General features: G+C 59.4%; 20 protein-coding genes and 4 pseudogenes. 11 read left to right on the top strand and 13 right to left on the bottom strand.

Annotation, left to right across the window (positions count from 1 at the left end):
- Nucleotides 1–331: 331 nt before the first annotated feature.
- Both DBIPINDM_RS42395 and DBIPINDM_RS42390 read right to left on the bottom strand, forming a co-directional pair.
- On the bottom strand, nucleotides 332–928 hold the full coding sequence (locus DBIPINDM_RS42395; RefSeq protein ID WP_258589583.1) for a hypothetical protein: 597 nt from the start codon (nucleotides 926–928) through the stop codon (nucleotides 332–334).
- Between the two features lie 22 nt (nucleotides 929–950).
- Nucleotides 951–1,688 carry a DUF4142 domain-containing protein gene (locus tag DBIPINDM_RS42390; protein WP_258589884.1) on the bottom strand — a complete coding sequence of 246 codons (738 nt, stop codon included), beginning with the start codon at nucleotides 1,686–1,688 and terminating at the stop codon, nucleotides 951–953.
- Nucleotides 1,689–1,893: 205 nt separating this feature from the next.
- Between DBIPINDM_RS42390 and DBIPINDM_RS42385 the strand changes: the two genes are divergently transcribed.
- From DBIPINDM_RS42385 to DBIPINDM_RS42375, 3 genes are all read left to right on the top strand, one after another.
- Entirely contained in the window at nucleotides 1,894–2,082 is a 189-nt protein-coding gene (locus tag DBIPINDM_RS42385) for a hypothetical protein (RefSeq protein ID WP_258589582.1), read from the top strand.
- A gap of 84 nt (nucleotides 2,083–2,166) precedes the next feature.
- Nucleotides 2,167–4,833 (top strand): DNA ligase D, encoded by a 2,667-nt coding sequence (ligD, locus tag DBIPINDM_RS42380; protein ID WP_258589581.1) that lies wholly within the window; start codon nucleotides 2,167–2,169, stop codon nucleotides 4,831–4,833.
- Nucleotides 4,830–5,849 (top strand): ATP-dependent DNA ligase, encoded by a 1,020-nt coding sequence (locus DBIPINDM_RS42375; protein ID WP_258589580.1) that lies wholly within the window; start codon nucleotides 4,830–4,832, stop codon nucleotides 5,847–5,849. The genes ligD and DBIPINDM_RS42375 overlap by 4 nt, the downstream gene beginning before the upstream one ends.
- Before the next feature lie 13 nt (nucleotides 5,850–5,862).
- Here DBIPINDM_RS42375 and DBIPINDM_RS42370 read toward each other — a convergent pair whose 3' ends face one another.
- The gene (locus DBIPINDM_RS42370; protein WP_258589579.1) at nucleotides 5,863–6,489 is read right to left on the bottom strand and encodes a CGNR zinc finger domain-containing protein; all 627 of its coding nucleotides are present in this window, start codon (nucleotides 6,487–6,489) and stop codon (nucleotides 5,863–5,865) included.
- A 37-nt stretch (nucleotides 6,490–6,526) separates the two neighbouring features.
- On the opposite strand from DBIPINDM_RS42370, the gene DBIPINDM_RS42365 reads away from it, so the two are divergent.
- From DBIPINDM_RS42365 to DBIPINDM_RS42355, 3 genes and pseudogenes are all read left to right on the top strand, one after another.
- Entirely contained in the window at nucleotides 6,527–7,006 is a 480-nt protein-coding gene (locus tag DBIPINDM_RS42365) for an EamA family transporter (RefSeq protein ID WP_258589578.1), read from the top strand.
- A 5-nt stretch (nucleotides 7,007–7,011) separates the two neighbouring features.
- Nucleotides 7,012–7,428 carry an EamA family transporter gene (locus DBIPINDM_RS42360; RefSeq protein WP_258589577.1) on the top strand — a complete coding sequence of 139 codons (417 nt, stop codon included), beginning with the start codon at nucleotides 7,012–7,014 and terminating at the stop codon, nucleotides 7,426–7,428.
- Between the two features lie 1,112 nt (nucleotides 7,429–8,540).
- Nucleotides 8,541–8,912 (top strand): annotated as a pseudogene (locus DBIPINDM_RS42355) (alpha/beta hydrolase family esterase); the annotation flags it as partial.
- Here DBIPINDM_RS42355 and DBIPINDM_RS42350 read toward each other — a convergent pair.
- Nucleotides 8,905–11,648 (bottom strand): annotated as a pseudogene (locus DBIPINDM_RS42350) (GAF domain-containing protein); the annotation flags it as partial. The pseudogenes DBIPINDM_RS42355 and DBIPINDM_RS42350 sit on opposite strands and share 8 nt — an antisense overlap.
- A 647-nt stretch (nucleotides 11,649–12,295) precedes the next feature.
- Between DBIPINDM_RS42350 and DBIPINDM_RS42340 the strand changes: the two are divergent.
- On the top strand, nucleotides 12,296–13,273 hold the full coding sequence (locus DBIPINDM_RS42340; protein ID WP_258589576.1) for an SDR family oxidoreductase: 978 nt from the start codon (nucleotides 12,296–12,298) through the stop codon (nucleotides 13,271–13,273).
- A 254-nt stretch (nucleotides 13,274–13,527) separates the two neighbouring features.
- Entirely contained in the window at nucleotides 13,528–14,247 is a 720-nt protein-coding gene (locus DBIPINDM_RS42335; RefSeq protein WP_258589575.1) for a Crp/Fnr family transcriptional regulator, read from the top strand.
- A 365-nt stretch (nucleotides 14,248–14,612) separates the two neighbouring features.
- Here the strand turns inward: DBIPINDM_RS42335 and DBIPINDM_RS42330 are convergent, their stop codons facing one another.
- From DBIPINDM_RS42330 to DBIPINDM_RS42320, 3 genes and pseudogenes are all read right to left on the bottom strand, one after another.
- On the bottom strand, nucleotides 14,613–14,921 hold the full coding sequence (locus tag DBIPINDM_RS42330; protein ID WP_258589574.1) for a hypothetical protein: 309 nt from the start codon (nucleotides 14,919–14,921) through the stop codon (nucleotides 14,613–14,615).
- A gap of 91 nt (nucleotides 14,922–15,012) precedes the next feature.
- Nucleotides 15,013–16,375, bottom strand: a pseudogene (locus DBIPINDM_RS42325) (ISNCY family transposase).
- 198 nt (nucleotides 16,376–16,573) lie between these two features.
- A complete protein-coding gene (locus DBIPINDM_RS42320) occupies nucleotides 16,574–16,891 on the bottom strand; it encodes a hypothetical protein (RefSeq protein ID WP_258589573.1) in 318 nt (105 codons plus the stop codon).
- 187 nt (nucleotides 16,892–17,078) lie between these two features.
- Between DBIPINDM_RS42320 and DBIPINDM_RS42315 the strand changes: the two genes are divergently transcribed.
- A complete protein-coding gene (locus DBIPINDM_RS42315) occupies nucleotides 17,079–18,149 on the top strand; it encodes a nucleotidyltransferase domain-containing protein (protein ID WP_258589572.1) in 1,071 nt (356 codons plus the stop codon).
- A 443-nt stretch (nucleotides 18,150–18,592) separates the two neighbouring features.
- On the opposite strand, the gene DBIPINDM_RS42310 is transcribed toward DBIPINDM_RS42315, so the two are convergent.
- The 6 genes and pseudogenes from DBIPINDM_RS42310 to DBIPINDM_RS42285 all read right to left on the bottom strand — a co-directional run bounded on the left by DBIPINDM_RS42310 (nucleotide 18,593) and on the right by DBIPINDM_RS42285 (nucleotide 22,441).
- Nucleotides 18,593–19,603, bottom strand: a complete 1,011-nt coding sequence (locus tag DBIPINDM_RS42310) for a conjugal transfer protein TraB (RefSeq protein WP_258589571.1) — start codon at nucleotides 19,601–19,603, stop codon at nucleotides 18,593–18,595.
- A pseudogene (locus DBIPINDM_RS42305) lies at nucleotides 19,516–20,508 on the bottom strand (ParB/RepB/Spo0J family partition protein); the annotation flags it as partial. The gene DBIPINDM_RS42310 and the pseudogene DBIPINDM_RS42305, both read right to left, overlap by 88 nt.
- A gap of 171 nt (nucleotides 20,509–20,679) precedes the next feature.
- The gene (locus DBIPINDM_RS42300) at nucleotides 20,680–21,033 is read right to left on the bottom strand and encodes a DUF2958 domain-containing protein (protein WP_258589570.1); all 354 of its coding nucleotides are present in this window, start codon (nucleotides 21,031–21,033) and stop codon (nucleotides 20,680–20,682) included.
- The gene (locus tag DBIPINDM_RS42295) at nucleotides 20,970–21,338 is read right to left on the bottom strand and encodes a DUF2332 domain-containing protein (RefSeq protein WP_258589569.1); all 369 of its coding nucleotides are present in this window, start codon (nucleotides 21,336–21,338) and stop codon (nucleotides 20,970–20,972) included. The genes DBIPINDM_RS42300 and DBIPINDM_RS42295 overlap by 64 nt, the downstream gene beginning before the upstream one ends.
- A 308-nt stretch (nucleotides 21,339–21,646) precedes the next feature.
- Nucleotides 21,647–21,940 (bottom strand): LysR substrate-binding domain-containing protein, encoded by a 294-nt coding sequence (locus DBIPINDM_RS42290; RefSeq protein WP_318036965.1) that lies wholly within the window; start codon nucleotides 21,938–21,940, stop codon nucleotides 21,647–21,649.
- 285 nt (nucleotides 21,941–22,225) lie between these two features.
- Nucleotides 22,226–22,441, bottom strand: coding sequence for a hypothetical protein (locus tag DBIPINDM_RS42285; protein ID WP_258589568.1), 216 nt, complete (start codon nucleotides 22,439–22,441; stop codon nucleotides 22,226–22,228).
- Between the two features lie 150 nt (nucleotides 22,442–22,591).
- Here DBIPINDM_RS42285 and DBIPINDM_RS42280 point away from each other — a divergent pair, with 150 nt between their 5' ends.
- Nucleotides 22,592–23,074: a DUF982 domain-containing protein gene (locus tag DBIPINDM_RS42280; RefSeq protein ID WP_258589567.1), complete on the top strand. Its 483-nt coding sequence runs from the start codon at nucleotides 22,592–22,594 to the stop codon at nucleotides 23,072–23,074.
- Between the two features lie 224 nt (nucleotides 23,075–23,298).
- A complete protein-coding gene (locus tag DBIPINDM_RS42275; protein WP_258589566.1) occupies nucleotides 23,299–23,481 on the top strand; it encodes a hypothetical protein in 183 nt (60 codons plus the stop codon).
- The last annotated feature ends 71 nt before the right edge of the window (nucleotides 23,482–23,552 follow it).

Raw genomic sequence — 23,552 nt, 5'->3', positions numbered from 1 at the left:
GCCGTTTCTCCTCTTTGACAGGATTTGAACGTCATGCCGGCGCTCAGGTTCCAACAGTTGATCGCGGCTATTTCTTTTCGGATTTTGGCGAGCGCAGGAACAGGGCGATCGGCGCCAGCAGCGCTGTGATTACGGCGCTGTACCGAAAGGTCAACCCGGCGAGCATCGCAAAACCTGAAACGCGGTTGGATACCGGGCTTTCGCTGCGCTGCGTCGTCGCTAAGGCAGAAAAGCGAGGGCGGCTGTTCGCCGCTCTCGCTCAGGCAGAAATCGACGGCGGCTGTTCGCCGGTCAGGCAGAAAGCGGCTGTTCGACGCCTTCGAGACTGCGCTCAGATGTCGCGTCTTCCCCTGGCGCGGTCCAGATCATCACCGGTATAGACATCGGCGGTCGGATCGAAGCCGGTCCATCCGTCAGCTTCGTATTCATTGCGCCGGCCGGCGATATCGACCGAATTATATTGCTTCAGAATCTGTTCCGCGTTCGGAACGAGATTGTCCTCGACCTTGGCGGTGACCATCGTTCCGCCGCGACGGACGCCCTCCGCGTAGACGTGCGCATCGTTTTCGGGCACGCCGGATTGCGTCATAGCGCCGATGATGCCGCCCGCAGCACCGCCCACGACGGCACCACTCACGGCGCCGACGGCGGTGGCAGCCAGCCATCCAGCGGCAACCACCGGTCCGACGCCGGGAATAGCCATCAGGCCCAACCCCGTAAGCAGTCCGCCGGCACCGCCAACCACGGCGCCAACGCCTGCTCCTGTCGCGGCATCTTCCCCGGCTTCGGAGGTTTCACCCTTGTGCCAGCCGGTGGAGTTGTTGGCTACGATGCTGATGTCCGAGCGAGGCACACCCGAGGCCTCGAGCTTGCCCACGGCATCGCTGGCGTCGTCATAATTGTCGAACAGTCCGGTTATGGTTTTCATCTGAATGGTCCTCGGTTTGTGATCAGTTGCTGCCGGCAACGACGTTGCCTTGGTAGTCGAGAGCGATCGGCGTGGATTTGCCATCCTTGCTCGCCGTGCCGCGCCAGATGCCCTTGTCGTCCTTCGTCAGCGCGGAAACGTCGGCGTAACCCGCCTTTGCAATGGCGCTCTTGGCCTGATCCTCGGTGAAGCTGTTGGCGCCCGGCACCGGCGCCGCGGGATTGCTGGTATCTGTGGCGGCTGGGGTGGTGCTGTCGGAAGCCGGCGCCGAAGCCGTGACCTTGTCGATCATTTCCTGATGCATCTTGAGCGTCGGCAGGGTGTCGGCTGCGAACGATTTCAAAACGGCGTTGTCGCCGTCTTTAGCGTAACCCTCAAACAGGGTTACAGCGTCGGCATGGGCCGCCTTCTGCATGTCCGCATAGGGTGCATCGACGGGCGCCGCAGCCGACTGTAGCTTGTCGACGTCGCTCTTGTGGGAAGCATCAAGGTCGGATGGGACCTGAAGTTTCTGTTCGCCGGCAATGCTCTCAAGTTTCGCATTCGCAGCACCGTGATCGGAAATCATCTTTTGAGCGAAATCCTTGAGGCTTTGGTTCTGCAGCTTGTCCTGGGCGACCTTGCTCGACTGCTCCTCGAACATGCCGCCGATCGCTGCCTTGGTTACGAAATCCTGCGCCGTTTCTGCGGCCAGGGCAGGCAGCGCAAAGGAAATTGCCGTGGCGATCGACAGCGACGCCAAGCGGAGATTATTCTTCATGAATGGGTTCCTTTTGTTGGAGAGGACGATAGACCCCAATCTCCCGGCGAAGGCTTTGTTCCGCACGGTGGCAATGGCGTGGGAGAATAAGTGCGGTGCGGCCTACGCGCCGTCATGACAGCCAGGCACCGGTGTCCTGATCGCCGATTGTCCGGGAACCTCAGATCGGTGGAAAAGTTGCCATTGCATTACAAAGGAGAGCGCCATGACTGACAAATCCGACAACAAAGACGCTGATGAGCGTTCGGGCAAGAAACCCGAAGCGGATGCAAGAGGCCAATCAGAAAAGCGCCACAAGGGCGGAAAGAACGACGGTGTCGCAAGCGCCAACCCGCGCGTTCTGTCGGGTGAGGACGACGGCGATGCCACGTTTCCTCTTAACCGGAAAACGTAGCGGCAGGGTCATCGTAGCGCTGACCGAACCAAATCTCGCTCACGGCGTTGAGTCGCGCGTAGCGTCATCAGCCGGGGCATTTCTATGACCAAGGGCGAGCTTTCCACCTATCGGGCCAAGCGGGATTTCACGAAGACGAAAGAACCCAGTGGCGAGCGTTCGATTGCGAAATCGAACAGGCTTCGGTTCGTGATCCAGAAACATGATGCAACGCGGCTTCATTATGATCTGCGCCTTGAGCTGGACGGTGTCTTCAAGTCGTGGGCTGTAACCAAAGGTCCGTCAGTGGATCCGCAGGACAAGCGCCTGGCGGTCGAGGTTGAGGACCATCCGCTTGACTACGGTGACTTCGAAGGCACGATCCCCAAGGGACAGTATGGCGGTGGCACCGTGCAGCTGTGGGATCGCGGCTATTGGGAGCCTGAAGGCGCCATATCTCCCGAACAGGCCTTGGAAGAAGGCGATCTGAAGTTCACGCTCGACGGCAAGCGCCTGCACGGAAGCTTTGTCCTGGTGCGGATGAAGCATGACCGCAATGGCGGCAAGCGGACCAACTGGCTGCTGATCAAACATCGCGACAAATACGCGACCGATGGTAATGGCGACGCGGTGTTGGCACAGGACCGGTCCGTGGCCTCGGGCCGGAGCATGGAAAAGATTGCTGCCGGAAAGGGGGCCGGCCCGAAGCCGTTCATGATGCAAGACTCATCGGTGGCTGATGCGGACGCAGTGTGGGACAGCAAGCGCGGCCATGCTGCCGACGAACGCGCAAAGTCGTCAAAGGCATCGCCGAAGCCGTCGCCAAAACCATCGCCGCGTCCAAAACGTGCCGCTCGTGACGTGGCGGTGACGATGCCAGGTTTCATCCCGCCCCAGCTCTGCCAGACCCTTTCCCGACCGCCTGTGGGGGAGAATTGGGTGCATGAAATCAAGTTCGATGGCTATCGGGTTCAGTTACGCGTCGAAGACGGCGCCGCCACGCTCAGGACCCGAAAGGGCCTCGACTGGACGGAGAAATTCGGTGCAATCGCAAAGGAGGCGACCAGCCTTCCCAACGTCATCGTCGACGGCGAGATCGTGGCGCTAGGTGAAAATGGCGCGCCTGATTTTGCCGCGCTGCAAGCCGCGCTGTCCGAGCGCCGGACAAAAGATCTGATCTTCTTTGCCTTTGATCTGCTCTTTGCAGACGGTGTCGACCTGAGAAAGTTGCCACTCTCGGAGCGTAAGGAACGGCTGAGCAAGATGCTCGGAGAGGTCGATCGCGGCGAGGAGAACCTCATCCGCTACGTTGAGCACTTCAGCAATGGCGGTGACGCGGTGCTGCGTTCCGCCTGCCGACTTTCGCTTGAAGGCATCATCTCTAAAAAGGCCCATGCAGCCTATGTCTCGGGCAGAACCGACACCTGGGCCAAATCGAAGTGCCGCGCTGGACATGAAGTCGTCATTGGCGGCTGGTCGACGACCAATGGCAAATTCCGGTCGTTGCTGGTCGGCGTCAATCGCGGCGAACATTTCGCCTACATCGGCCGTGTCGGAACCGGCTACAGCGAGGCAAAGGTCAAGCAGTTGCTGCCGCGGCTGAAGGGAATGAAGGCAGCGAAGTCACCATTTACCGGCGACGGCGCACCGAAAAAGGAGCCGACCGTCTTCTGGACGAAACCGGAACTGGTCGCGGAAATCGAGTTCGCCGGCTGGACGGGTGGCGGTAATGTCAGGCAGGCCGCTTTCAAAGGGCTGCGCGAGGACAAACCGGCAAAGGAGGTAGAGGCCGAGCGTCCCGCCGATCCTCAGGAGACGCAGATTGCCGAACCTGCCAAGACGAGTAGCCGGACCGGCAAGAACCCCATCGTCATGGGTGTCATCATCTCCCCGGACAAGCCGCTCTGGCCTAACGCCGGTGATGGCGGCCAGCCGGTCACCAAGCTAAACCTTGCGGAGTACTTCGATGCTGTTGGCCCCTGGATGATCAAGCATCTCAAAGGCCGCCCGTGTTCGCTTGTGCGAGCGCCGGATGGCTACGCGGGCGAACAGTTCTTCCAGCGCCATGCGATGCCAGGCACGTCCAATCTGCTGGAACTGGTGAAAGTCTTCGGCGACCACAAGCCGTATCTGCAGATCGATCGCGTTGAAGGCCTGGCAGCCATCGCCCAGATCGGCGGCCTGGAGCTTCACCCCTGGAATTGCCAGCCGGCTCATCCCGAGGTACCCGGCCGACTTGTCTTTGACCTTGACCCCGGCCCGGAAGTTTCCTTCGCCCAGGTGGTCGCGGCCGCCAAGGAAATGCGTGATCGTCTTCAAGAGCTAGGCCTGGTGAGTTTCTGCAAGACGACGGGTGGCAAGGGCTTGCATGTTGTCACGCCTTTGGCCGGCCAGCGCAGCAAGACGACCTGGCCCGAGGCCAAGGCCTTCGCCAAGGCGGTCTGCATGCAAATGGCGGCAGACAGCCCTAATCTCTACCTTGTCAACATGGCCAAGAAGCTGCGGACGTCGCGGATCTTTCTCGACTACCTCCGCAATGATCGCATGGCGACAGCTGTCGCTCCGCTGTCGCCCCGTGCAAGGGAGGGAGCAACGATCTCAATGCCGCTGACGTGGGGTCAGGTTAAGGCTGATCTCGATCCGAAAAAATACACAGTCCGCACTGTGCCGAATCTGCTGAGGAAGACGGTCGCCTGGGCAGACTATGACGACGGCGAAAGGGCGATCAGCACTGCCATCAGGCGACTCGGTTCAGCGAAGCTTGCAGCATGACATCGAGAGAGGAAAACCCGTCTTTTGGCGTTCCATTGGATACGGAGCCGATGGAGGCAAAGGCTGCGGACGCATTGCCTGTTGGCGCTGGCCAATGGCAATACGAACCCAAATGGGACGGGTTCCGCTGCCTCGCCTTCAAAGCCGGCGATGAGATCGACTTGCGGGCAAAGTCGGGCAAGCCGCTCGGCCGATATTTTCCGGAAGTCGTCTCGATGTTGCGCGGCCTGAAGGCCGGGGATTTCGTAGTCGATGGTGAGATCGTTATCGAGGTGGACGGATCGCTCTCTTTCGATGCGCTGCAGATGCGATTGCATCCGGCCGAAAGCCGGATCCGTAAGCTGTCCGCCGAGACCCCGGCCAAGCTGATCCTGTTTGATGTACTTGTCAGTTCGGGCGCCAGCTTGATGGATAAACCGCTGTCCGCACGGCGTGAGACGCTGGAATTGTTCGTAAAGTCGGCTGGCCACGTCGACACTGAGCTATCGCGGTGTACCAGGAATTTGGCGACGGCAACGAAGTGGCTTGGCGAATCCGGTCAGGGTTCAACGGACGGCGTGGTTGCCAAGCGTCTTGATGACGAATATCGGCCCGGCGAGCGCGCCATGATCAAGGTCAAACGGCTGCGCACAGCCGATTGCGTGGTCGGCGGGTTTCGTTACCTGGAAAAGTCACGTCAGGTGGGCTCACTGCTACTAGGCCTCTACAACGATAAGGGCAAACTCGACCATGTCGGGTTTACCTCTACAATCTCGCAGGAAGACCGGGCAGCGTTGACACGGCAACTCGAAGCCTTGCGTTCGCCTCCTGGCTTCACAGGCAAAGCCCCCGGTGGCCCAAGCCGCTGGAGCACCGAAAGGAGCGGGCAGTGGGAGCCATTGCGGCCCGAAATGGTTGCAGAAGTTCGGTTCGATCAGGTTACCGGAAATCGCTTCCGGCATGGCACCAAATTCTTGCGATGGCGTCCCGACAAGAACTCCAAAAAGTGTACGTTCGAACAGATACTGAAAGCATGAGCGCTCGGAAAGCCTAGTTTGACGCCTTTGTAGTCGAGCTCATGCCCTGCTTCTTTACCCTTTGGTAGTGCCGGTGGGCCTTGGCCCGGTTCCCGCAATCTCCCATCGAGCACCAGCGGCGGTTCTGTGATCGGCTCTCATCGACAAAGAGCCAGCCGCATCCCCTGTCATCCTGACACTGGCGAACCTTGTTGGCCCGAATGCCGGTGAGCAGTTCGGCCGCCGACAGGGCGATCGGCATCAACAGGCTTGAGTCCGCAGCGTGAGGGCTTGGCACGTTCCATCCATACGCGCCCGCACGCCAGGCGATGCTGGCACTGTGAATATGGCTCGCGAGGATGTTGTTGAAGATTGCGACGTCTGCTTCAGCAGGCGCCTTGCCGTCGATGCGCGCGCTGAGAAGATTGTAGATCACCTCACGCAAGGCAATTGCGCTTCCATGGACCAGTCGAGCCAGGTCGACATCCTGTTTCCAAACAAGCCGCAAGCTCCCGAACTGCTCCTTGCTCAGTACCCCATTCGATTGCAGCCACGCTAGCAGCTCAGTGGGCGAGGACAGGCGTTCTTCGACCTCAGAGCGCAATCGCCATGCTGCCATGTTAACGAACCGGATCGCCAAATCATCAACAGGCGCACCCACCTGCGTGGCCTTAGCGGCGTGAGGACTTGCATCTCTCATGGAACCAATGCCGCCTTTCGGGTTTATTCCAGTACCTAACCCTTTAGAAGGTTATAAATCGATGGCGTCGAATTCAAGAGCAAATATGCCGATCCTGTTTGGATTTGCCGCCGTCTACCTGATTTGGGGCTCGACATATCTCGCATTGGCCCTGGCGCTGCAAACCATCCCGCCTTTCGCCTTGATGGGCGCACGGTCGATTGTCGGCGGTCTGCTGCTGCTAGCCTATTCCAGCATGTCAGGCGGAGACAGAGGTTCCGCGAAATCGTGGCTCCGGGCCAGTGTGTGCGGCGTTCTTTTCTTCGTCGGCTGCCACGGCGTGCTGGCCTATGCAGAGCAGCGGGTGCCGTCCGGTCTCGCCGCGCTGCTGCTGGCGACAATGCCGTTCTGGATCATTTCTGGCAGAAGCCTCCTGGGCAGATCGGACCAACCCTTTGCCAGAACGATGCTGTTCTTTTGCCAGGTCTCGGTGGAGTGATGCTCGTGGCCTGGCGCAGCATCGAAGGTCCGGCCGCGCTCCAACTGTCTGACATCCTGCTCCTGCTTGCCGCGTCCGCATCGTGGGCCCTCGGCACAATCATTGCCGAAGGCCATAAGGACTCGGCGTCGTCGGTCGCCCTTTCCGGCAGAGAATTGGTTGCCGGCGGAACAGCGCTCCTAATCTTGAGTGTGTGGCGGGGCGAGCCCGCCACCATCGTCCTGTCTGATGTCTCGCTGACGTCTCTGTTGGATTGGATCTATCTCACGCTCGCCGGCGCGGTCGTGGCGTTCGGTTCATATATCTGGCTGCTCAAGAAGGTCTCGCCGACGCTGGTCGCGACCTACACGTTCGTCAATCCGGTCATCGCCGTGCTGCTCGGCTGGGCCTTCCTTGAAGAAAACTCACTGCCGTCACGGTGATCGGCGGCCTCCTGGTCATCGCCTCTGTGGCCGGTTTGCTGCTCGCAAATCACGGATCGAAACGAAAAGAGACGAATTCATGGTCGATTCAGAAGAACACACTGCCATCGGACGCTAAAGGGTAGCGATCGGCGTGGTTGCACCCTTGTCGGGCCGGGCTAAGCTCGGTCTTGAGATGATTCAGGCAGTCGAAATGGCCGTACAGGACGGCAACCCGAAATTCAGCTCCTCTGATCTCTTTTCAAATTGGCTCGTTACGACGACAAGGGCGATGAAGCACAAGGCGCATCGAAGACAGCGATGTTGGCGTCGTCTGGCAGTACAACAGCAGCGTCAACCTGGCGTGACTCAAGCCTACCCGTCAAAATGTGCTGTGCGTTGGAGACACCGAACATCAAGGGATCGCCTATCGCGGCGTCCTACAGCGGGACGCAAAGCAGGACAATGTCGCGGCTTTGACGACTCTGCATGCGATAGAGCCTGGACGTTTCCGACAGATTGCCGTGGCGCGGGACTGTAAGCCGGCAAGCCGGTGAAGCTCTCGCATAGGCCGTCCAGTTCAACTCGCTTCGTTCGCCGCGCCACACTCGGTTTGGGGCGGCGATTTCCAGCAGAAGGCGGCTAACAAAACCCGCCTTTTAAGCCGGACGGGCTCTTCTCGGCGGCATCGACGACTGACTGAGGTTGGGCTGCTTGTTGCTGCCCGGACATTGATCCTGGCTTTTCGTTTCCTTGAACGGCAGTGGGCAAACCCTCGCTGGCCGGCTGCTCGACCATCGGATTGGGTGGCATATGAGAGACGTGGTTCATCATGAACGTCCTAACATTGGAGCCGTCGGTATTCCCGGCCGCCCGGAGATTTTTGCAAGTGCCTATCGGCTCCAGGCCAGATCGCAGGGAATGCTTCATCGGATGCTTTGGTTCCTTCTCCGATGGTCGTTTGTCGAACATCCGTTAGGCGTGAGCTCGTTCCAGATGTAACGATCAAACAACGGAGCGTAGGCGTTGCCAGGGCGACCACGCGTACATCCCGCATAGTGAGCTTGCCATTGTGCACTGCAGCAACGATGTTCTTGCCACAGCGTTTGTAGACGCTTAGCGAGGATGTCGATTTGCGAAACATATCGGATACAATCAACCGGCTTGCCACGCTGCGAGGCCGGCCGCAGCTTTTTGCCTCGAGGGTATTCGGATCGAACCCTGGCGCGTTGCGGGCGCGCCTCTCTATTCCCCCGAATTTGCCGCGTGGAGCTCCCTGGTTTTCGTGCTGCACGGCTGCACGCAGACGGCGGCAGGCTATGATCATGGTTCCGGATGGTCGCGTCGTGCGACCAGGATGGGTTTGGCGTTCTGTTCCCGGAGCTGCGCCGCGCTAACAATCCCAATCTTTGTTTCAACTGTTTTACCCCGACGACGTCACGCGAGATCGTGGGGAAGCGCTTTCCATTCGCGAAATGATCGAAGCTGTCGTCGTCGCATGGCATCCCGCGCATTGACCGAGAGGTTGAGAAGGGCGCTTTCCAACTGACTGGGATCCGCCTGACCTGCCAAAGACCGGCGCCGAATGCGGTCTCGACTGTAATTGTCTCGCCAAGTGTCCGCATCAACAGATCGGTCATCCCGCCAATCAAGCGGTTCGCGTTGATAGGCTCGGGCTTGAGCGGTTGCTGTCGCGAAAAGGCCAGCAAACGCTGTGTCAGAGCTGCGGCGCGGTGCATGGCGCCTTCGACAAATCGGCTGACATCTGTCTCACCCTTTGCCAGTTTGCGCTGAAGCAGATTGAGCCCGCCGATGATAACGGCAAGCATGTTGTTGAAGTCGTGCGCGATGCCGCCCGTCAACTGGCCCACCGCCTCCATCTTCTGCACCTGACGCAACTGCTCCTCTGCTTTCGAATGCTCCGCAACTTCCTCGATCACCCGCTGTTCAAGCGTGGAATTGAGCGTTTGCAACGCGGCTTCCGCGCGTCGTCGCTCTGCAAGTTCCCGCTCGGCCGCCTGGAACAGGCGGGCGTTGTCGATTGCCGTGGCTGCGTGACCGGCAATACCCAAAAGAGCAGTCTCGTGTTCAGGTAGAAACTTGCCGGTTTCTGCATGGCCGAAGAACAGCCCACCCAGCACCCCTCCAGAGTTGGAGACGACGGGCACGGCCAGATAGGAGCGCACTGGTAGGTGGCCTTCCGGCATGCCTTTGCGAGGGGTGTTCTTGCCGTAGCGCGGGTCTTTCAGGATGTCGTCCGATCGAACCACGGCCGTCCCGAGAAAAGTCGGTTCAAACACGGCTGTGGCGCGCGGCATCGGATAATTCTCAAAGGCCGAACGTGCGGCGCCTGAGAGGGCGTAGAGCATGTAGCTGCCGCCCTGGTCGTCGAGCACGTTGTAGAAGAACGCGCCGAATTGCGCGCCTGATAGTTGCACGCCGGCATCGGTGGTGATCTGCACGATCTTGTCGAGATTGAGCTCGGCGGCGACCGCCGCGCCGGTGTCGTTCATGATCTTGAGATGACGCTCGGCTTTCTTGCGATCGGAAACATCGATCACGGTGCCGATGAAACGGACGGCTTTCCTGCCCTCGAAAATAGCGTGTCCGCTTGCCGCGACCCAGCGCTCGATGCCGTCCTCAAGACCGACCGTTCGATATTCGATGTTGAACGGTTGTGGATCGTCTGGAGACAGCGCCTGTCGCACGGCCTTGTCCGCTTGCTCGCGGTCATCGGGATGCAAGCCAGCGACAAAAGATCCTTCATAAGAAACATCGCGATCCGACAGAATCCCAAACAGGGCCCGGCATTGCCTGTCCCATCTCAACTGGTTGGCGACAGGGTCGTAGTCCCAGGTTCCAATTGCCGTTGCCTGGGTCGCAAGGCTCAGCCTTTCCGCGGTCTCGGCAGCGCTTTGATCCGACCTGACCCGTTCGATATGCGCCCAGGACCGTTCCGTGACCTCGGTGAGAAGCGCCAATTCATTTTGACTCCAGGTTGGTGGATCACTGTCATGAATCGCCATCAAAGCAGTGAGTCGCCCCTCCTTGACCAGGGGCATGCAGATCGTTGCGGCAATGCCGATGTTCTGGAACGTGGCGGCCTCTTCCGGCAGCAGTTCGGCAACATTGTCATTGATGATCAAGGGCAAGCCCTGATGAAGCCTGAGGACCGCAAGCTGGCCAAAGTCTTGCAGGCTGTAATAGCCGACGATGCTGGCTGAGCCCTGCCTGTGCCAATCGCCACGGATGGTAAAGTGGTCCTGATCGGGCTCCATATCGGCATAGGCACAGACTGCCACGCCGAGATGCTGGCCAAGCATCCTTGTGGTGATTTCAAGAATTGCGTCCGCGTCCGCGCTCTTTGCCGTCTCTTTTCCAAGCGCATCGAGGAAGCGCAGACGGCTTTCGTTCTGGCGCAGTTCCGCCTGCGCGCGCCGTCGTTCAACGGCTGTTCGGGTCCGCTCGGCCATCTCGCGAACGAATTCGATCTCTTCCTCCGACCAAGACCGTGGTCTGTCGTGGTTGAGATAGAGCAGGGCGACAAAGCCACCCTTTTCAGTGATCGGCATGTTGATCAAGGATTGAGCGCTGATCGCCTTCAGCGCCTCGGCGTTGTGGCTCGTGCGCGGATCCTTCTCGGCGTCCTCGAAGACAACCGTGATGCCGCGTTTGAGGTCCTCGATATACGTGCCGTAATCACGAAAATGCAGCACGCCGGCCAGGCTCTTGATGCCGGGAGCATTCCAGTCGCGTTCGATTGAGATGGTCTCTTTCGCCAGATCGATGGTGCCATAACCAGCCCGGCTCACTTCCAGTTCCCGGCCAATGATTTCGGCCGCGGCGTAGGCCAGGTCGTCCGGGTTCTCAATAAGCCGAACAGCGTCACCGAGCTCGGCAAGCGCAGTGCTTCGCTTCCTCGCGCGGTATGTCTCGGTGACGTCGAACCCCTCGCAGAAAATTCCGGTTACGGTGCTGTTGCCGTCGTAGAGCGGCGCGTAGATGAACGTCAGGTATCGGCTCTCTTCAGGAGTTTCCTGCGAACGGCGAAAGCGAACCGGAACGCCTTGCGCCTCGAATGTCTTTCCGCTGCTGAATACTTCGTCCAGACGTTCGAAGAACCCTTGGCCTTCGAGGCTCGGAATAGCACTCCGGATTGGTCTTCCCAGCCAATCGTCGCTGTTGAACACAAGCCGATGGGCGTCATTCAGGAATTCAACCACGTGGTCGGGGCCGCGCATGATGATGAAGCCGGGTGCCTGTTCGAACAGATTGATCTGACGTTCCGCGGCAAGGCGCTCGCGTCTTTCAGCAAGAAATCTGTCGGTCGTTTCCGTGCAGACGCCAAAGATTCCGCCCACCTTACCGGTGTCCGACGGCATGACCGGGTTATAGGAGAACGCGAAGTGCGTTTCCTCTGGAGCGCCGCGCTTGTCGATCCGGATCTCGATGTCGTCCATGTGCACGGGCTGGCCTTGGAAGACCTGATCGAACATTGGGCTGATCATGTCCCAAGCCTCAGCCCAAACCTGCTGGCTGGGCAGGCCGAGAGCAGTCGGATGCTTGCGGCCAAGGATTGGAATGAAGGCGTCGTTGTAGAGCCAGATGCGCTCCGCTCCCAGACAACAAACATGGGCTGAGCAGAATTCAAAATCAGATCGACGAGCGTTTTAAGCTCTGTTGGCCACGACGAAACGGGCCCTATCTGGGTCTCGCTCCACGCGCGCGACCCAATACGCTCAGCCATCTCGCCGGCGCTGCGAAATGCGGCGCTCGCCCTGTCCTTGTTGGATGCTGCCAACATCGCTGCACCGAGCCGTTTTCGTGACAACTGAAGCCAACCTTTTCGCTCAACGCACGTTGTCCGTCGGCAACCGAGGACAAGACCATGCCGATCGCGATGAAAACCGACACTTCCAAGATCACCCAGAAGCAGCGGCGCATACAGCGTAAGGTCGATGCCGATGATCGGGCCAAACCGAAAGCGAAACCTGCTGGCGCAATGCAGGCCGGCGCGCGAAAATATCCCGCGCCGCCGTTTCCGAAACAGCATCACCCGAAACCGGGCCATGAAGCAGAGATCAAGCCAGCTCCCCTTTACGATGCACCGTTCTGGCGTGGCTCTGGCAAACTCGAAAGCAAGGTTGCGCTGGTTACTGGCGGCGATTCCGGCATCGGACGAGCGGTCGCGGTCCTGTTCGCGCGCGAGGGCGCGGATGTTGCAATTGTCTATTTGTCAGAGGACGGCGACGCCGAGGTTACGAAGCAGGCGGTAGAAAGCGAAGGCCGCCGTTGCATTACACTCCGCGGCGATGTTGCGGACCGCGAGTTTTGCCGCAAAGCTGTCGCCAACACGATCAAGCAACTGGGAGGGCTCAATGTCCTTGTCAACAACGCTGCCTTTCAGGTGCATTCAGCAGACTTTGCTGATCTGACGGAGAAACATTTCGATACCACGCTAAAGACCAACCTCTATGGCTATTTCCATATGGCCCAAGAAGCCGTGGCACACATGAAGCCCGGCTCAGCGATCGTAAACACCGGTTCAATCACAGGTATCGACGGGTCGAAGGAACTGGTCGACTACTCGATGACAAAGGGTGGTATCCACGCTTTCACGCGGGCGCTATCGGGCAACCTTATCGCCAAGGGAATCCGCGTTAACGCCGTCGCGCCAGGACCGGTGTGGACGCCGCTCAACCCATCTGAAAAGAAGGCCGGTGACGTCTCGAAGTTCGGAGCGGATACGCCGATGAAACGCCCTGCGCAGCCGGAAGAGATCGCACCGGCCTATGTGTTCCTGGCATCGCCGCAATGTTCGAGCTATATCACCGGGGAGATATTGCCCGTGATCGGCGGCTATTGACCGTCTCGACTACAACGGCATCACTTGAGATTGCAGTTCGTTTTCGTCGCGGACCTTGACTGTCGGCTTTGCATGCTCCTTGTCGCCATTTCATGACGCGAGGCGGTTTACTTGTCTGCTTAAGTTAAGGCGTCGGCTAATCCGTGGCGGGACGACCTTTGGCGAGACAAAGAGGGCAAAGTGTGAATCGGTTCCACACGCCTGTGCCGGCTCAAGGGTTCGATCCTTTCGCCCCCAACCATTGGGAACTTGCCATGCTTGAATCCCTTTTTTTGCAACTTGAACAACATGACTGCCTCTCTGAGGCTGAGAAAGTCATCCTTACCGATGCTGTTTCAGCCGGAAGGAGCTTTGCAGTGGGACAGGATCTAGTCGCCGCCGGCTCACGGCCGACGTACAGCACCCTGCTGGTGGAGGGCCTGGCGGCGCGATACAAAGTGCTGGAGGACGGTGGGCGCCAGTTCACAGCCCTCCAGGTGCCGGGAGACTTCGTTGACCTCCATGCTTTCCTTCTCAAGACCATGGACCACGGGATCACCGCGCTATCACCTTGCCGGGTCTTTTTCGCCGAGCATAGCCGACTGCGCACCATCACTGAGAATGCGCCGCATCTGACCCGGATGTTATGGTTGGACACGCTTGTCGACGGCGCTATCCATCGCGAGTGGATTGTGGCGATGGGGCGCCGGTCCAAGACGTCCCACCTTGCCCATCTCGTCTGCGAGCTATTCGTGCGGTTGCGAGTTGTAAATCTGACAAAAAACATGAGCTTCCATCTCCCGCTCTCGCAGGCCGAAATGGCAGACGTGCTTGGCTTGTCGGTGGTGCACATGAACCGCGTTATAGCGGCGTTGCGCAGGGCAGGCGTCTTTACCTGGGTCAACCACACGGTCACTATCTCGGATTGGGAACAACTTGTGGAAATCGCCGAATTTGACCCCACCTACCTGAGCATGAATAGAGAGCCTCGGTGATAGCCAGTCCCTGGCGATGGCTGAGAGGGTCTCGCCTTGTGATGTCGGGGCGGATGTGTCCGACTGGATGGAACCGAGTACGGAATCGAGCCAACCACCGACTGGCTACGCAGTGTATCCACGGGCCAATTCGCGGACAGATCGAAGCAAGTTAGAAAGGCGACAGTGACGCGCTTCTTGGCGTCGACGTGAGGGCACGATCGGGCGTCGGCTGGTCCGGGTTGCGCAGCCCGATCGGGGGCGATCAATCGTGGGTTCTTCGGCGTTAGCTTTGAGAGCCGTCAACGACATGGATGCGAAGGGCAGCGCCCGAACCATTGCGGTCGCTAGAAGATCACTGACACACCTGCAACAGGGCAAGAAACCTAAATATGCCTAATCCAAATCGGGCTGGAAAAGGCTGCCAAAACCACAAGCGAAACGACGACAATCCAAACCCGCGCTATAATTAGAATCCATTTTGCAAATTTATTGCCCTGCATCGCATGTCGTTTCAACGCCCGGTATGTGTCCAGATTTGTTGGCCCAAACCAAGACAGCTTCACCCGCCCTGCTTTCACATCGGTATCCAGAAGCTTGTGCCAATACCAGCTGAACGGCACCATAATGAGCGCAGCAAGGATCAAGATCGTTGGCAACCATTGGCCTATGTCGTGCATGCGGTCGGCTTTCATCCTCACGGTCCGTAGCTCATTAGAATATGGACTGGATCCCAAGAAGGCATGGTTGCAAATCTCATTCCGCAGCTTCCAGCCTCGCCAGTGCCTATTCTCGCCGGGCTATCACGGCGGGATCGTTCATAAAATCCGTCCGTTTGCCCGGCTTGCGCCCGCGCTTCACATATCCATTGGCCTGACTGCCATCAGGGATTCCGAACATATGGTTCGTCTGGCTGGTGCGGCGGGGTCCATGCTGGCTTCGCGTCAGTTCGCGGCCAGCCTGCATCTCAGCCACCATTGCAAGCGCTTCGTCCAGGCGTTTGTTCTCGACAATCTCCGATCTATGAACCGAGCGCAGCTTGTCGAAAGTTCTGTAGGGCAGGAGGGTGGTGCCCTCCATGATCTCGAGCCGGCCATCGGGATAATCGCAAACGACGACCTTCTTGCCGGCCAGGTTCTTCGCAAAGTTGCTCGGATCAAGGATGAACAGCACCTTGTCGTAACGCAGCGTCAAGGCTTGCGACAGTGTGCGGAACTCCTTGCGACACATGGCGCCGTCCAGGTTCTCATGATGGGCGAGAGGACGATGCATGTTCTTCGGATTCCGCGGCTCCTTGCCAAAACGGGCATTGAAGTCGGTAGCAAACTCAGCCGCAAAGGCATTCGCTGTCTCGATCGTGCTGATGCGCGCAGGCGCAGTTCCTTCACGAGGCGGTCCTGCAGCGTCTGATTGGCGCGCTCAACGCGACCCTTGGCCTGCGGACTGTTGGCGCAGATGATGTCGATGTTCAACTCGTAGAGCGCGCGGCCGAACTGCGTCAGGCCAGTCGTTCGATCCTTCTCCGAACCATGCGTCGTGCGAAACACGCCATGTTTGTCTCTGTAGAAGGAGATCGGCTTACCCCATTCCTGCAAATACGCCTTGGTCGCGATCAGATAGTCGAATGTGTTCTCGGAACCGGCAAAGCGCAGACGCAGCAGCTTGCCGGTGGCATCATCGATGTAGACGAGCAGGGCGCATTTGGGGCCGCGGTTCTCGAACCACCAATGATGCGAGCCGTCGATCTGGACGAGTTCACCGAGGCAATCACGCCGGCGACGAGGCTGATGAAGCTGCCTCTTGCGCTCCCGACGCGATGTCCAGATGCCGGCTTCCGTCATCCACTTGCGTAGCGTCTCTGTGCTGACGGCGATCTGGTGCCGCTCGAGCTGCTTCTCGCGGGCAAGCGTCGGGCCGAAGTCCCGGTAGCGATCGCGCACCAGATCCAGTGCGGTATTGCGGAAGTCCTCACCATGGCGTCGATTGCTCGGCCGGCCGCGCTTCTTCGAGGCCAGGCCGCCGGCGCCGTCCTGGTCATAAGCTTGCAAAAGGCGATGGACTGACGTCGGCTGATATGAAGGAACTCCGCCGCCTGGACGACGCTCAGCCGTCGGTCGCGGATCTTCTGGATGGCTTCGAGACGATGCAGCTCTTTTTGCGAGAAGGTACCAAAGGCTTGACGGCTCCCGCAACAGGCTCAGTCTCACGCCAGGCTCTGAGAAGTCGCCAGCCTTCCTTTCCAGCTTCATGTTGACCAGCCTCGGAAGCAGGAAGTGTCGCATCTCTAACTGGGGTAACTGTCGCATTACTAAATAGCTGCTACACGTCTAAAGTCGCATAAGTTTCATTATGGAACTAGGCCTAAGTTATTGATATATTTATATATCTCAATTTCCTTGCTCATATGCTCGAAACGATGTCCGATTGAAGCCTTCACCGTGAGCACGTCAAATAGGCCCTTGATGTGCCGATGCGGCTGGCTGAGCGCTGACAAGCGCGCGACATCGCAGCGACCGGTCAAGCAAACGGGGCCGGGTTCGACGGAAGTGGTTCGCAACGCATGACGAACATGATGATCATCGGCATCAGCATCAGCACGGTCGTCGTCGCCGATCATCGGCATGCTGATCATCGACATCGCTACGATGATGCTGTCGTAGACCATGGTGGCGGCAGGTAGGCAGGTAGCACTACTCCAAACGAAGAAGGGAAGGCCGCGGGACCTTCTTCACCACCAGCTACATGGTCTGTAGTTCTACTTGGCGCTTTCCGCCCGACCCTACCCCGATCTCTGGCTTGCGTGTTGCGATGAGTCGTGCTTTGTTTTTCAGCAATAAACGCGGATTTCCACGATGATTGCTGAACACATTGAATTTCAAAGACTTAACGGGGACCAAGGCCGCGAATTCATCAACACGCAGCAGCGATTCCAGACGTATCTCGACGCCCGGAGGCGAGGTTCTGGCTACCGCGGCTCGATGATTTTCGCCGCGCGACATGGTGTGGAGTACCTGCTCCGCGATTATTACGATCCCAAATCAGGGGTCAAACGGCAACGATCTCTAGGACGCCGGGACGAGCACACGGAAAAGGTGTTCGCAGAGTTCACGCGCGGAAAGGAAGAGGCTGCCCGTCAACTGAAGGTAGCCACGGAAACCCTCCGGAGACAGGCGGCGGTCAACCGTGCACTGGGAATGGGGCGCGTGCCAGAGATCGGGGCCAAGATCATTAGGGCCGTCGATGGAGCCGATCTTCTGGGAAAGGGACTGAAAGTCGTAGGCACCAATGCGCTCTTCGCCTATGAGGCTTCTGCCGGCGTCCGTTTCCCATCTGACATCACGACGACGGAAGACATCGACCTCCTATTCGATGCCCGTGCGCACATGCGCCTTGCTGCAGAGGAGGATGTCGCGGAGCGGACGCTTTTGGGCCTCCTCAAAAAGGCTGACCGATCATTCCGCAGAACGGACAGAACCTTCCAGGCGGTCAGTGACGAGGGATATCTTGTTGACCTGATCAAGCCGATGCGCGATCCGCCGTGGAAGGTCGAGGTTAGTTCGGTTTCAGGCGAGCCTTCGGATCTCGAAGCCGTCCAGATCATAGGTCTCGCGTGGCATGAAAACGCGCCTCAGTTCGAGGCAATGGCGATCGACGCAAGAGGGTTTCCCGTGCGGATCGTCGCGCCCGATCCCCGTGCCTATGTGGTCCATAAGCACTGGCTGTCCGAACGCCCTGACAGGAATACCTTGAAGCGGGACCGCGATGCCGCGCAGGCCCGTTGGGTGGCGGCTCTTGTCGCCACCCACATGCCCAATCTTCCCTTCGATCCCGAAGTCCTCAAGAGCTTTCCCAAGAGCGTCGTGGAAAGGGCCAAACCGCTCTTCGAGGTGCCCGGGTCAGCGGAGGCTTCGTTCGCCATGTAGTCTTTTCAGCAATCATCACGAACTTTCGCATGTATTGCTGAAAGGTAGCTGAATCAATTATTTATCCAGTAATGACGCCCCGAGGTTCAGCCTTGTCCGGATCATACCCTGGCGCCGACGGGAGGCCCGCGGACTATCACAGTCCTGTTCAGTGATAGAGCCTCCCGGTTCCAGGGCCTCGACAGTGGAGGGATCGCCCTGGCGAACACGTACTCGCCTCGAAATATTCGCTTCGATAGGCCTCGATCGAGTCGTTGAAGGCTTCCGGCATGAAGTCGGCTGACCTCGACGGCTTGAGCCGGCGCTCGCGGAGCCGGTATCAAGGACCGCCCTTCCATATGTTGTGATGGTGGTCGCAAGGTGCGACTCGACTCCTATCGCCTCAACGAAGCTGTCATCGGCGCACTGAAGACAAGTTCGATATCCATTTTTCTCTTCCTCCGTCAGCGATTGACCGCCAAGATGAGCGGCAGGCCGAACAGAGACGCCCACGCTTGCGCGCTCGCCTTTTGGATCGCGACGATGCTGACGCCCGACGTCCACCAGCCATTTCCTGCCGCGACGATGACATCCGGTCGATGGAGCATGGATTGAAGCACCGGCCAGACGATGAGCTGCTCATAGCAGATCAGCGGCGCAATCTTCACGCCCTCGACATCGACGACCGGATTGGCAAAGACATGCGCTCTCGCCCCGCCTCGCTGCCCCACCCAGGCGAGCCACGGCTGCCACATGGAGACAGGTACCGGCATGCGCTCACGATAGAGGATTTCGCTTCCCTTGGCCGAGATCCGGATCATGACGTTGTCATAGCCATACTGGTCGACCACGGCGGCCCCGGCGATGACAGTCACGCCGCTCCCAGTCAGTTCTCGTGCCCAGAGCCGTCCGACGGTCGGCGTCCAGAGGCCGGCGGCGCTTTCCGGCAGGACAATGACGCTCGCGCCGCCCACGGCCGCCGTCTTGGCGAGAGCAATGGTGTTGAGTTGCTGTACATAGTCAGCATACCGCCGGGGAGAACCTGGGAACTGCGTGTCTGTCCCGACCCAACCTTCTAACGGATTAGGAGGCGTCCAATTTGCGGCGGACCAGGCCCAAAATCCTCCCACGAGCACGGCTGCGATCGGCCATCGCTTCTTAGTCATGGCGAGCATCAGGATCGCGGCCGTAGCCAACCCGAACCAGCCCCATCCTGGAAACAAGATCCCGGCAGCCGTGACCGGATGTGCCCACCCGACAATACCGAAGGGCGGCATACTCATCACCACCGCTGCGATCGCGTAGCGCAGCGCCCGTCCCCGGCCCTCACTCGACGTCCAGAGTAGCGCATGGACGGCAACGAAAGCGAGCGACGCGGCAAACCAAAGCGCAATGCCAAGCGCGAACTGCGATCCGTAGAAGTTCGCGACGCCCTGCGGCAGACCATGCGACGCAGCCAGGAAGTAACCTCGCATGCCCGCAGGCCGTGATTGTGGCCGTAAGGCAGATCGACATCGACCACGATCCACTTCCAGCCCTCCGCCGCGATCTCGTCGGCGATCGACTTCAGCTTGTCGCGGACCAGGCGGTCGAGTAGCGCGGGGTCCTGCAGCCAGCCACCATTGTCGGACTCGAAGAGGTCACGCAGCACCACGCCGGCAGCAGCGACATACGCGTCGACACCGATGAACAGCGCCCGGCGGTCAGTCGCACGCACTGTGGTCTCGGTCAGCAGGCGCCGGATCTGCTGCGGCTCCTTCGACCAGGAGTTTTCGAGCGCCTCCCAGACCTGTTCCTGACGGGCGTGATCGTCCGACACCGTGAAGGCCATGAGTTGCTCGAGCTTCATGCCCTCCTGCTCGTAGATATCGTGCAGTCTGGGCGAGACCTTGGCGAGGCGCAGACGCTGCTGCACGAAGGTAGGCGACACGAAGAAGCGTGCCGCGATCTCCTCATGGCTGGCGCCTTGGTCGTGCAGGGTCTGGAAGGCTCGGAACATGTCGAGGGGATGAAGGTCCTCGCGCTGAAAATTCTCGGCCAGCGAATCCTCCTCGATCGGCACCTCGCTATGGGCGTCGGTGACGACGCAGGGCACGGGCTCGGTTTTGACCATACGCTTCTGCTTGACCAGCAGTTCCAGCGCCCGATAGCGGCGCCCGCCAGCCGGCACCTCAAACATGCCGGTCTCGTTGCCCTCGCCATCCAGCACTGGCCGGACGTTGAGACTCTGCAAGAGTCCGCGCCGTCCGATCGAGGCGGCGAGGTCCTCGATCGTTTCCCCGCGCTTGATGCGCCGTACGTTGGACTGGCTCAGCATCAGCTTGTTGAAGGGGATGTCGCGCGAAGCGTTGAGGGTGATCTTCTGCTTGGCAGTAGCCATGGGGACTATCTCCGCGACGGGCGGCCGAGATTCTCTCGACCTCCAAACCCGTCACAAAGACGGGCGCAGCCCTCTCACTCTGAGGACCGCGCCGCACACCGAAGATCGAAAGGATCGGGCCGCAGACAGGCCTTTGGCCATCTGCGGCTTTGCGGATTTAAAGCTGAGATCTCACGCGCCGCTCCGGCCAGAGTGGGCGGCGTGGTAGAGAATGCTTTCGGCATCGCGAATGTTTCCGGCTCGGTGGGCGGCTTCTGCCCAGATCGAAATCGGCAGGTCGGTGGCAAAGAGGATGTCGCGCTCGATGCCCATGCCAAAGGGCAGCCGGACGGACGTCATCTCGAGGAGTGAGAAACTGCCCACCTCCGGACAACCAAGATCAGCGAGGCCGAACATGGTGTCACCATCGGCGTCGAGCTCGGTCGCGAGCCAGACTCCTTGGCCTAGCGGATTGAAGAACTTCACTGCCGGCACGTGATCGGCGTTGCGCTCAGCCGCGCTAGGATGGGCAGCAGCGTAGCACACCTCGCGGGCTCGTTGGTCTGGGTTGAGCGCTCGAGCATGAGCGAGCGGACAGCGTCAGTATGCGCCAGAAGCGCTTGGCGAAATTCGGTCCACCCCGTCGGCGTGCCGAAGAGGTGGCGCACCGCGGCGAGCAGAAGGTTCGGTTGCCGCTTCATATCCGGGAGGGACGCCAGCAAGCTGAGTGTCTCCCGGTCCCCCGCGATTGCACGCGCCAGCTCCTCGTAGAGCGGCGAGCGACCGCGAGCTTCCGCATCGGCGAATCGAACGTAACGGGCCGATATTTCGGCCAGGCCGTTCTCGTCCATATCCATTGATCCTCGCATTAACATCACAGTGCGCGATCTACGGACTTATGTTCCGTCATCAGCACCAGCTGTTTCTTGGCACTTAATCATGAGAATGCCTCGTCAGAGATTTTGATCAAGTTAGGCGCTCGGCGCATCTGTTTTCACGGGAACCCGACACTTCTCCCCGTACGCGCCAACGTTGAACGAGTGAGCAAGACCGGAGCCAAACGTCGCTACGCCGCCGACGCAGTGACGGCGCGACTATATATCCGTTGCCGCCTCTTCCCCAACGCTGATGGCCGGCAGGACAGGTTCTTGTTCAGGATTCAGGAATAAAAACCTTTGGTCGGAAATGCCCTCTCCATCACATCCAAGAAAGCGCGAACCTTGGCACCGACAAGACGTCGCGAGCTTTGGAGCGCCCAGATTTCCACAGACCGACCGGCGTGAGTTCCCCAGCAAACGAGGCGGCCCGCCTCGATATCGCCTGCGACAAGAAGCTTCGGAAGCAATGCCGCGCCCGCACCTGCCAGAGCGGCATCGCGCACCATCAGCAGAGAAGTGAAGCGCAGGATCGGCTCAGGCTTGAAAAGGACTTCGTCCTCAAGATCGGATTTCATGCGCCAAACAACGTTCAGCGAAGTTGCGCTCAGCAAGACTGCCTTTACCGTGCTCGCTCCACCGCCCGGCGCCGCCGAGAACCGTACAGTAGCCGCTGCTAGGCCCATGAAAAAACCCGCTGCCGGGAGGAGGTGGCAGCGGGTTCGATCTAAAGCTCGTCACGGGAGGAGGTGTGGCTCGCTTGCATCGGCATCACATCTGGGAGGAGTAGATGGCCGACCCACAAAAAGTCGCTGACTGCGGGGTTTTGTGCAATGCACAATTTTGCATGGCAGCCATGTCGGCTATTTCTTGGTGATATTGCCGTTGTTCAGGTCAAAGGCTTGAGCGTCGCTGGCCTGCCGGTGAAAATCGTCCTGAAGCTCTCCCCAGTCGCCAAGGTAGCCGCCGCAGTTGCTGCAATGAATAGGGGTACTGTCAGTGGCGTTGTCGGGGATATCCATCTGGATTGTCCCGCACGCCTTGCAATCGAGCTTGTGGTCAAGCCTCTTGGGGTCCATGGGGTTTGGCCCTCCTGTCAGCTCGCTTTAACGCCTGTAACACCGACCGTCCAGCAACTTCACAGGAGCGGCGGATCCAGTGCGCGTCGCCCTACCACCGGAACCAACTCCTGCTTTCTTCGTTCGCCATGCCATTGAATGGGGCTGTCCATGAACGATGCCTTTTTTGACGTTCCCCTGATCGTTGAGACGTCAAGGCCAGGCGAGTTCCGGAGGTTGGCCAGTGTGTCCCAGGCCGCCGTGTTCATGATGGAGCGCTGGCCCGAGCAGCATGGTCCGCGATATCGCGCTGCTCTCCGGGCCTGTACCGGGCGCCTGACCTCAAAGGACGATGTTGAGAATGCCCGACGCGCCTTCCTGGCGGCAGCCAAGGAAGCTGGCTTGGTGGTGAAAGACGAGGATGAGGACGCCGAGTTGCAGCCTCATCCTGACTTTGAGACCACGCCCCCATCGCGCAGCGAGCAGAAGCGGCGAGAGCGCGCGCGGATGGAGGAGGAAGAGGAGTTTCTGGTCCGATTCCTGGCGCGCGAAACCGGTATCGCAGAGGAGCAGGCCCGCGAACTTTTTCACATGATTGGCCACGATCGGGCAGCATTGCTAAGAGAGGCCAGAATTTTGAAAGCCCGGCATTGAAGGGGACGCGACCCCTCGCGCCCGCAAGAGGGCCGAGCCTCGGCTCCGCCTGCGGACCGCACCAAAACCCTCTGGCAGTTGCTACCCCCGGACCTCGCCGGTCAGGCAGGGGTGCGGGGCACCCTTTTCCACAACCAGAAGTCAGCGAAGGAGCCGGAACGAAATTGCAGGCCCGCGCTTGAGCTTGAGGGATAAAATGCCAAAGTGAGAAGGGACAACTCACCATGGGCGACGAAGGCGACGGCGCCCGCATGTCGGAGCGCGATAGGCTTGCAAGTCAACTTGCCACGGAAACCGGTATCACCATGGACCAGGCGCGCGGCCTGATCGGCATGCTGGGCACTGACCGGAATTCCCTGCTCCGCGAGGCGCGGATAATCTTCCGCCAGGGCCATCGTCAGGGGTGAGGGGCGGATTCCCCTCTCGTATTACTGTCGGCAGTAAAACGGTCGGCCGTCGATCATCTTCATACTGCTAC

This window comes from Mesorhizobium sp. AR02 (assembly GCF_024746835.1).
Lineage (GTDB): Bacteria > Pseudomonadota > Alphaproteobacteria > Rhizobiales > Rhizobiaceae > Mesorhizobium.
The sequence above is the reverse complement of the archived record's forward strand: the minus strand, read 5'-3'. Positions and strand labels throughout refer to the sequence as shown.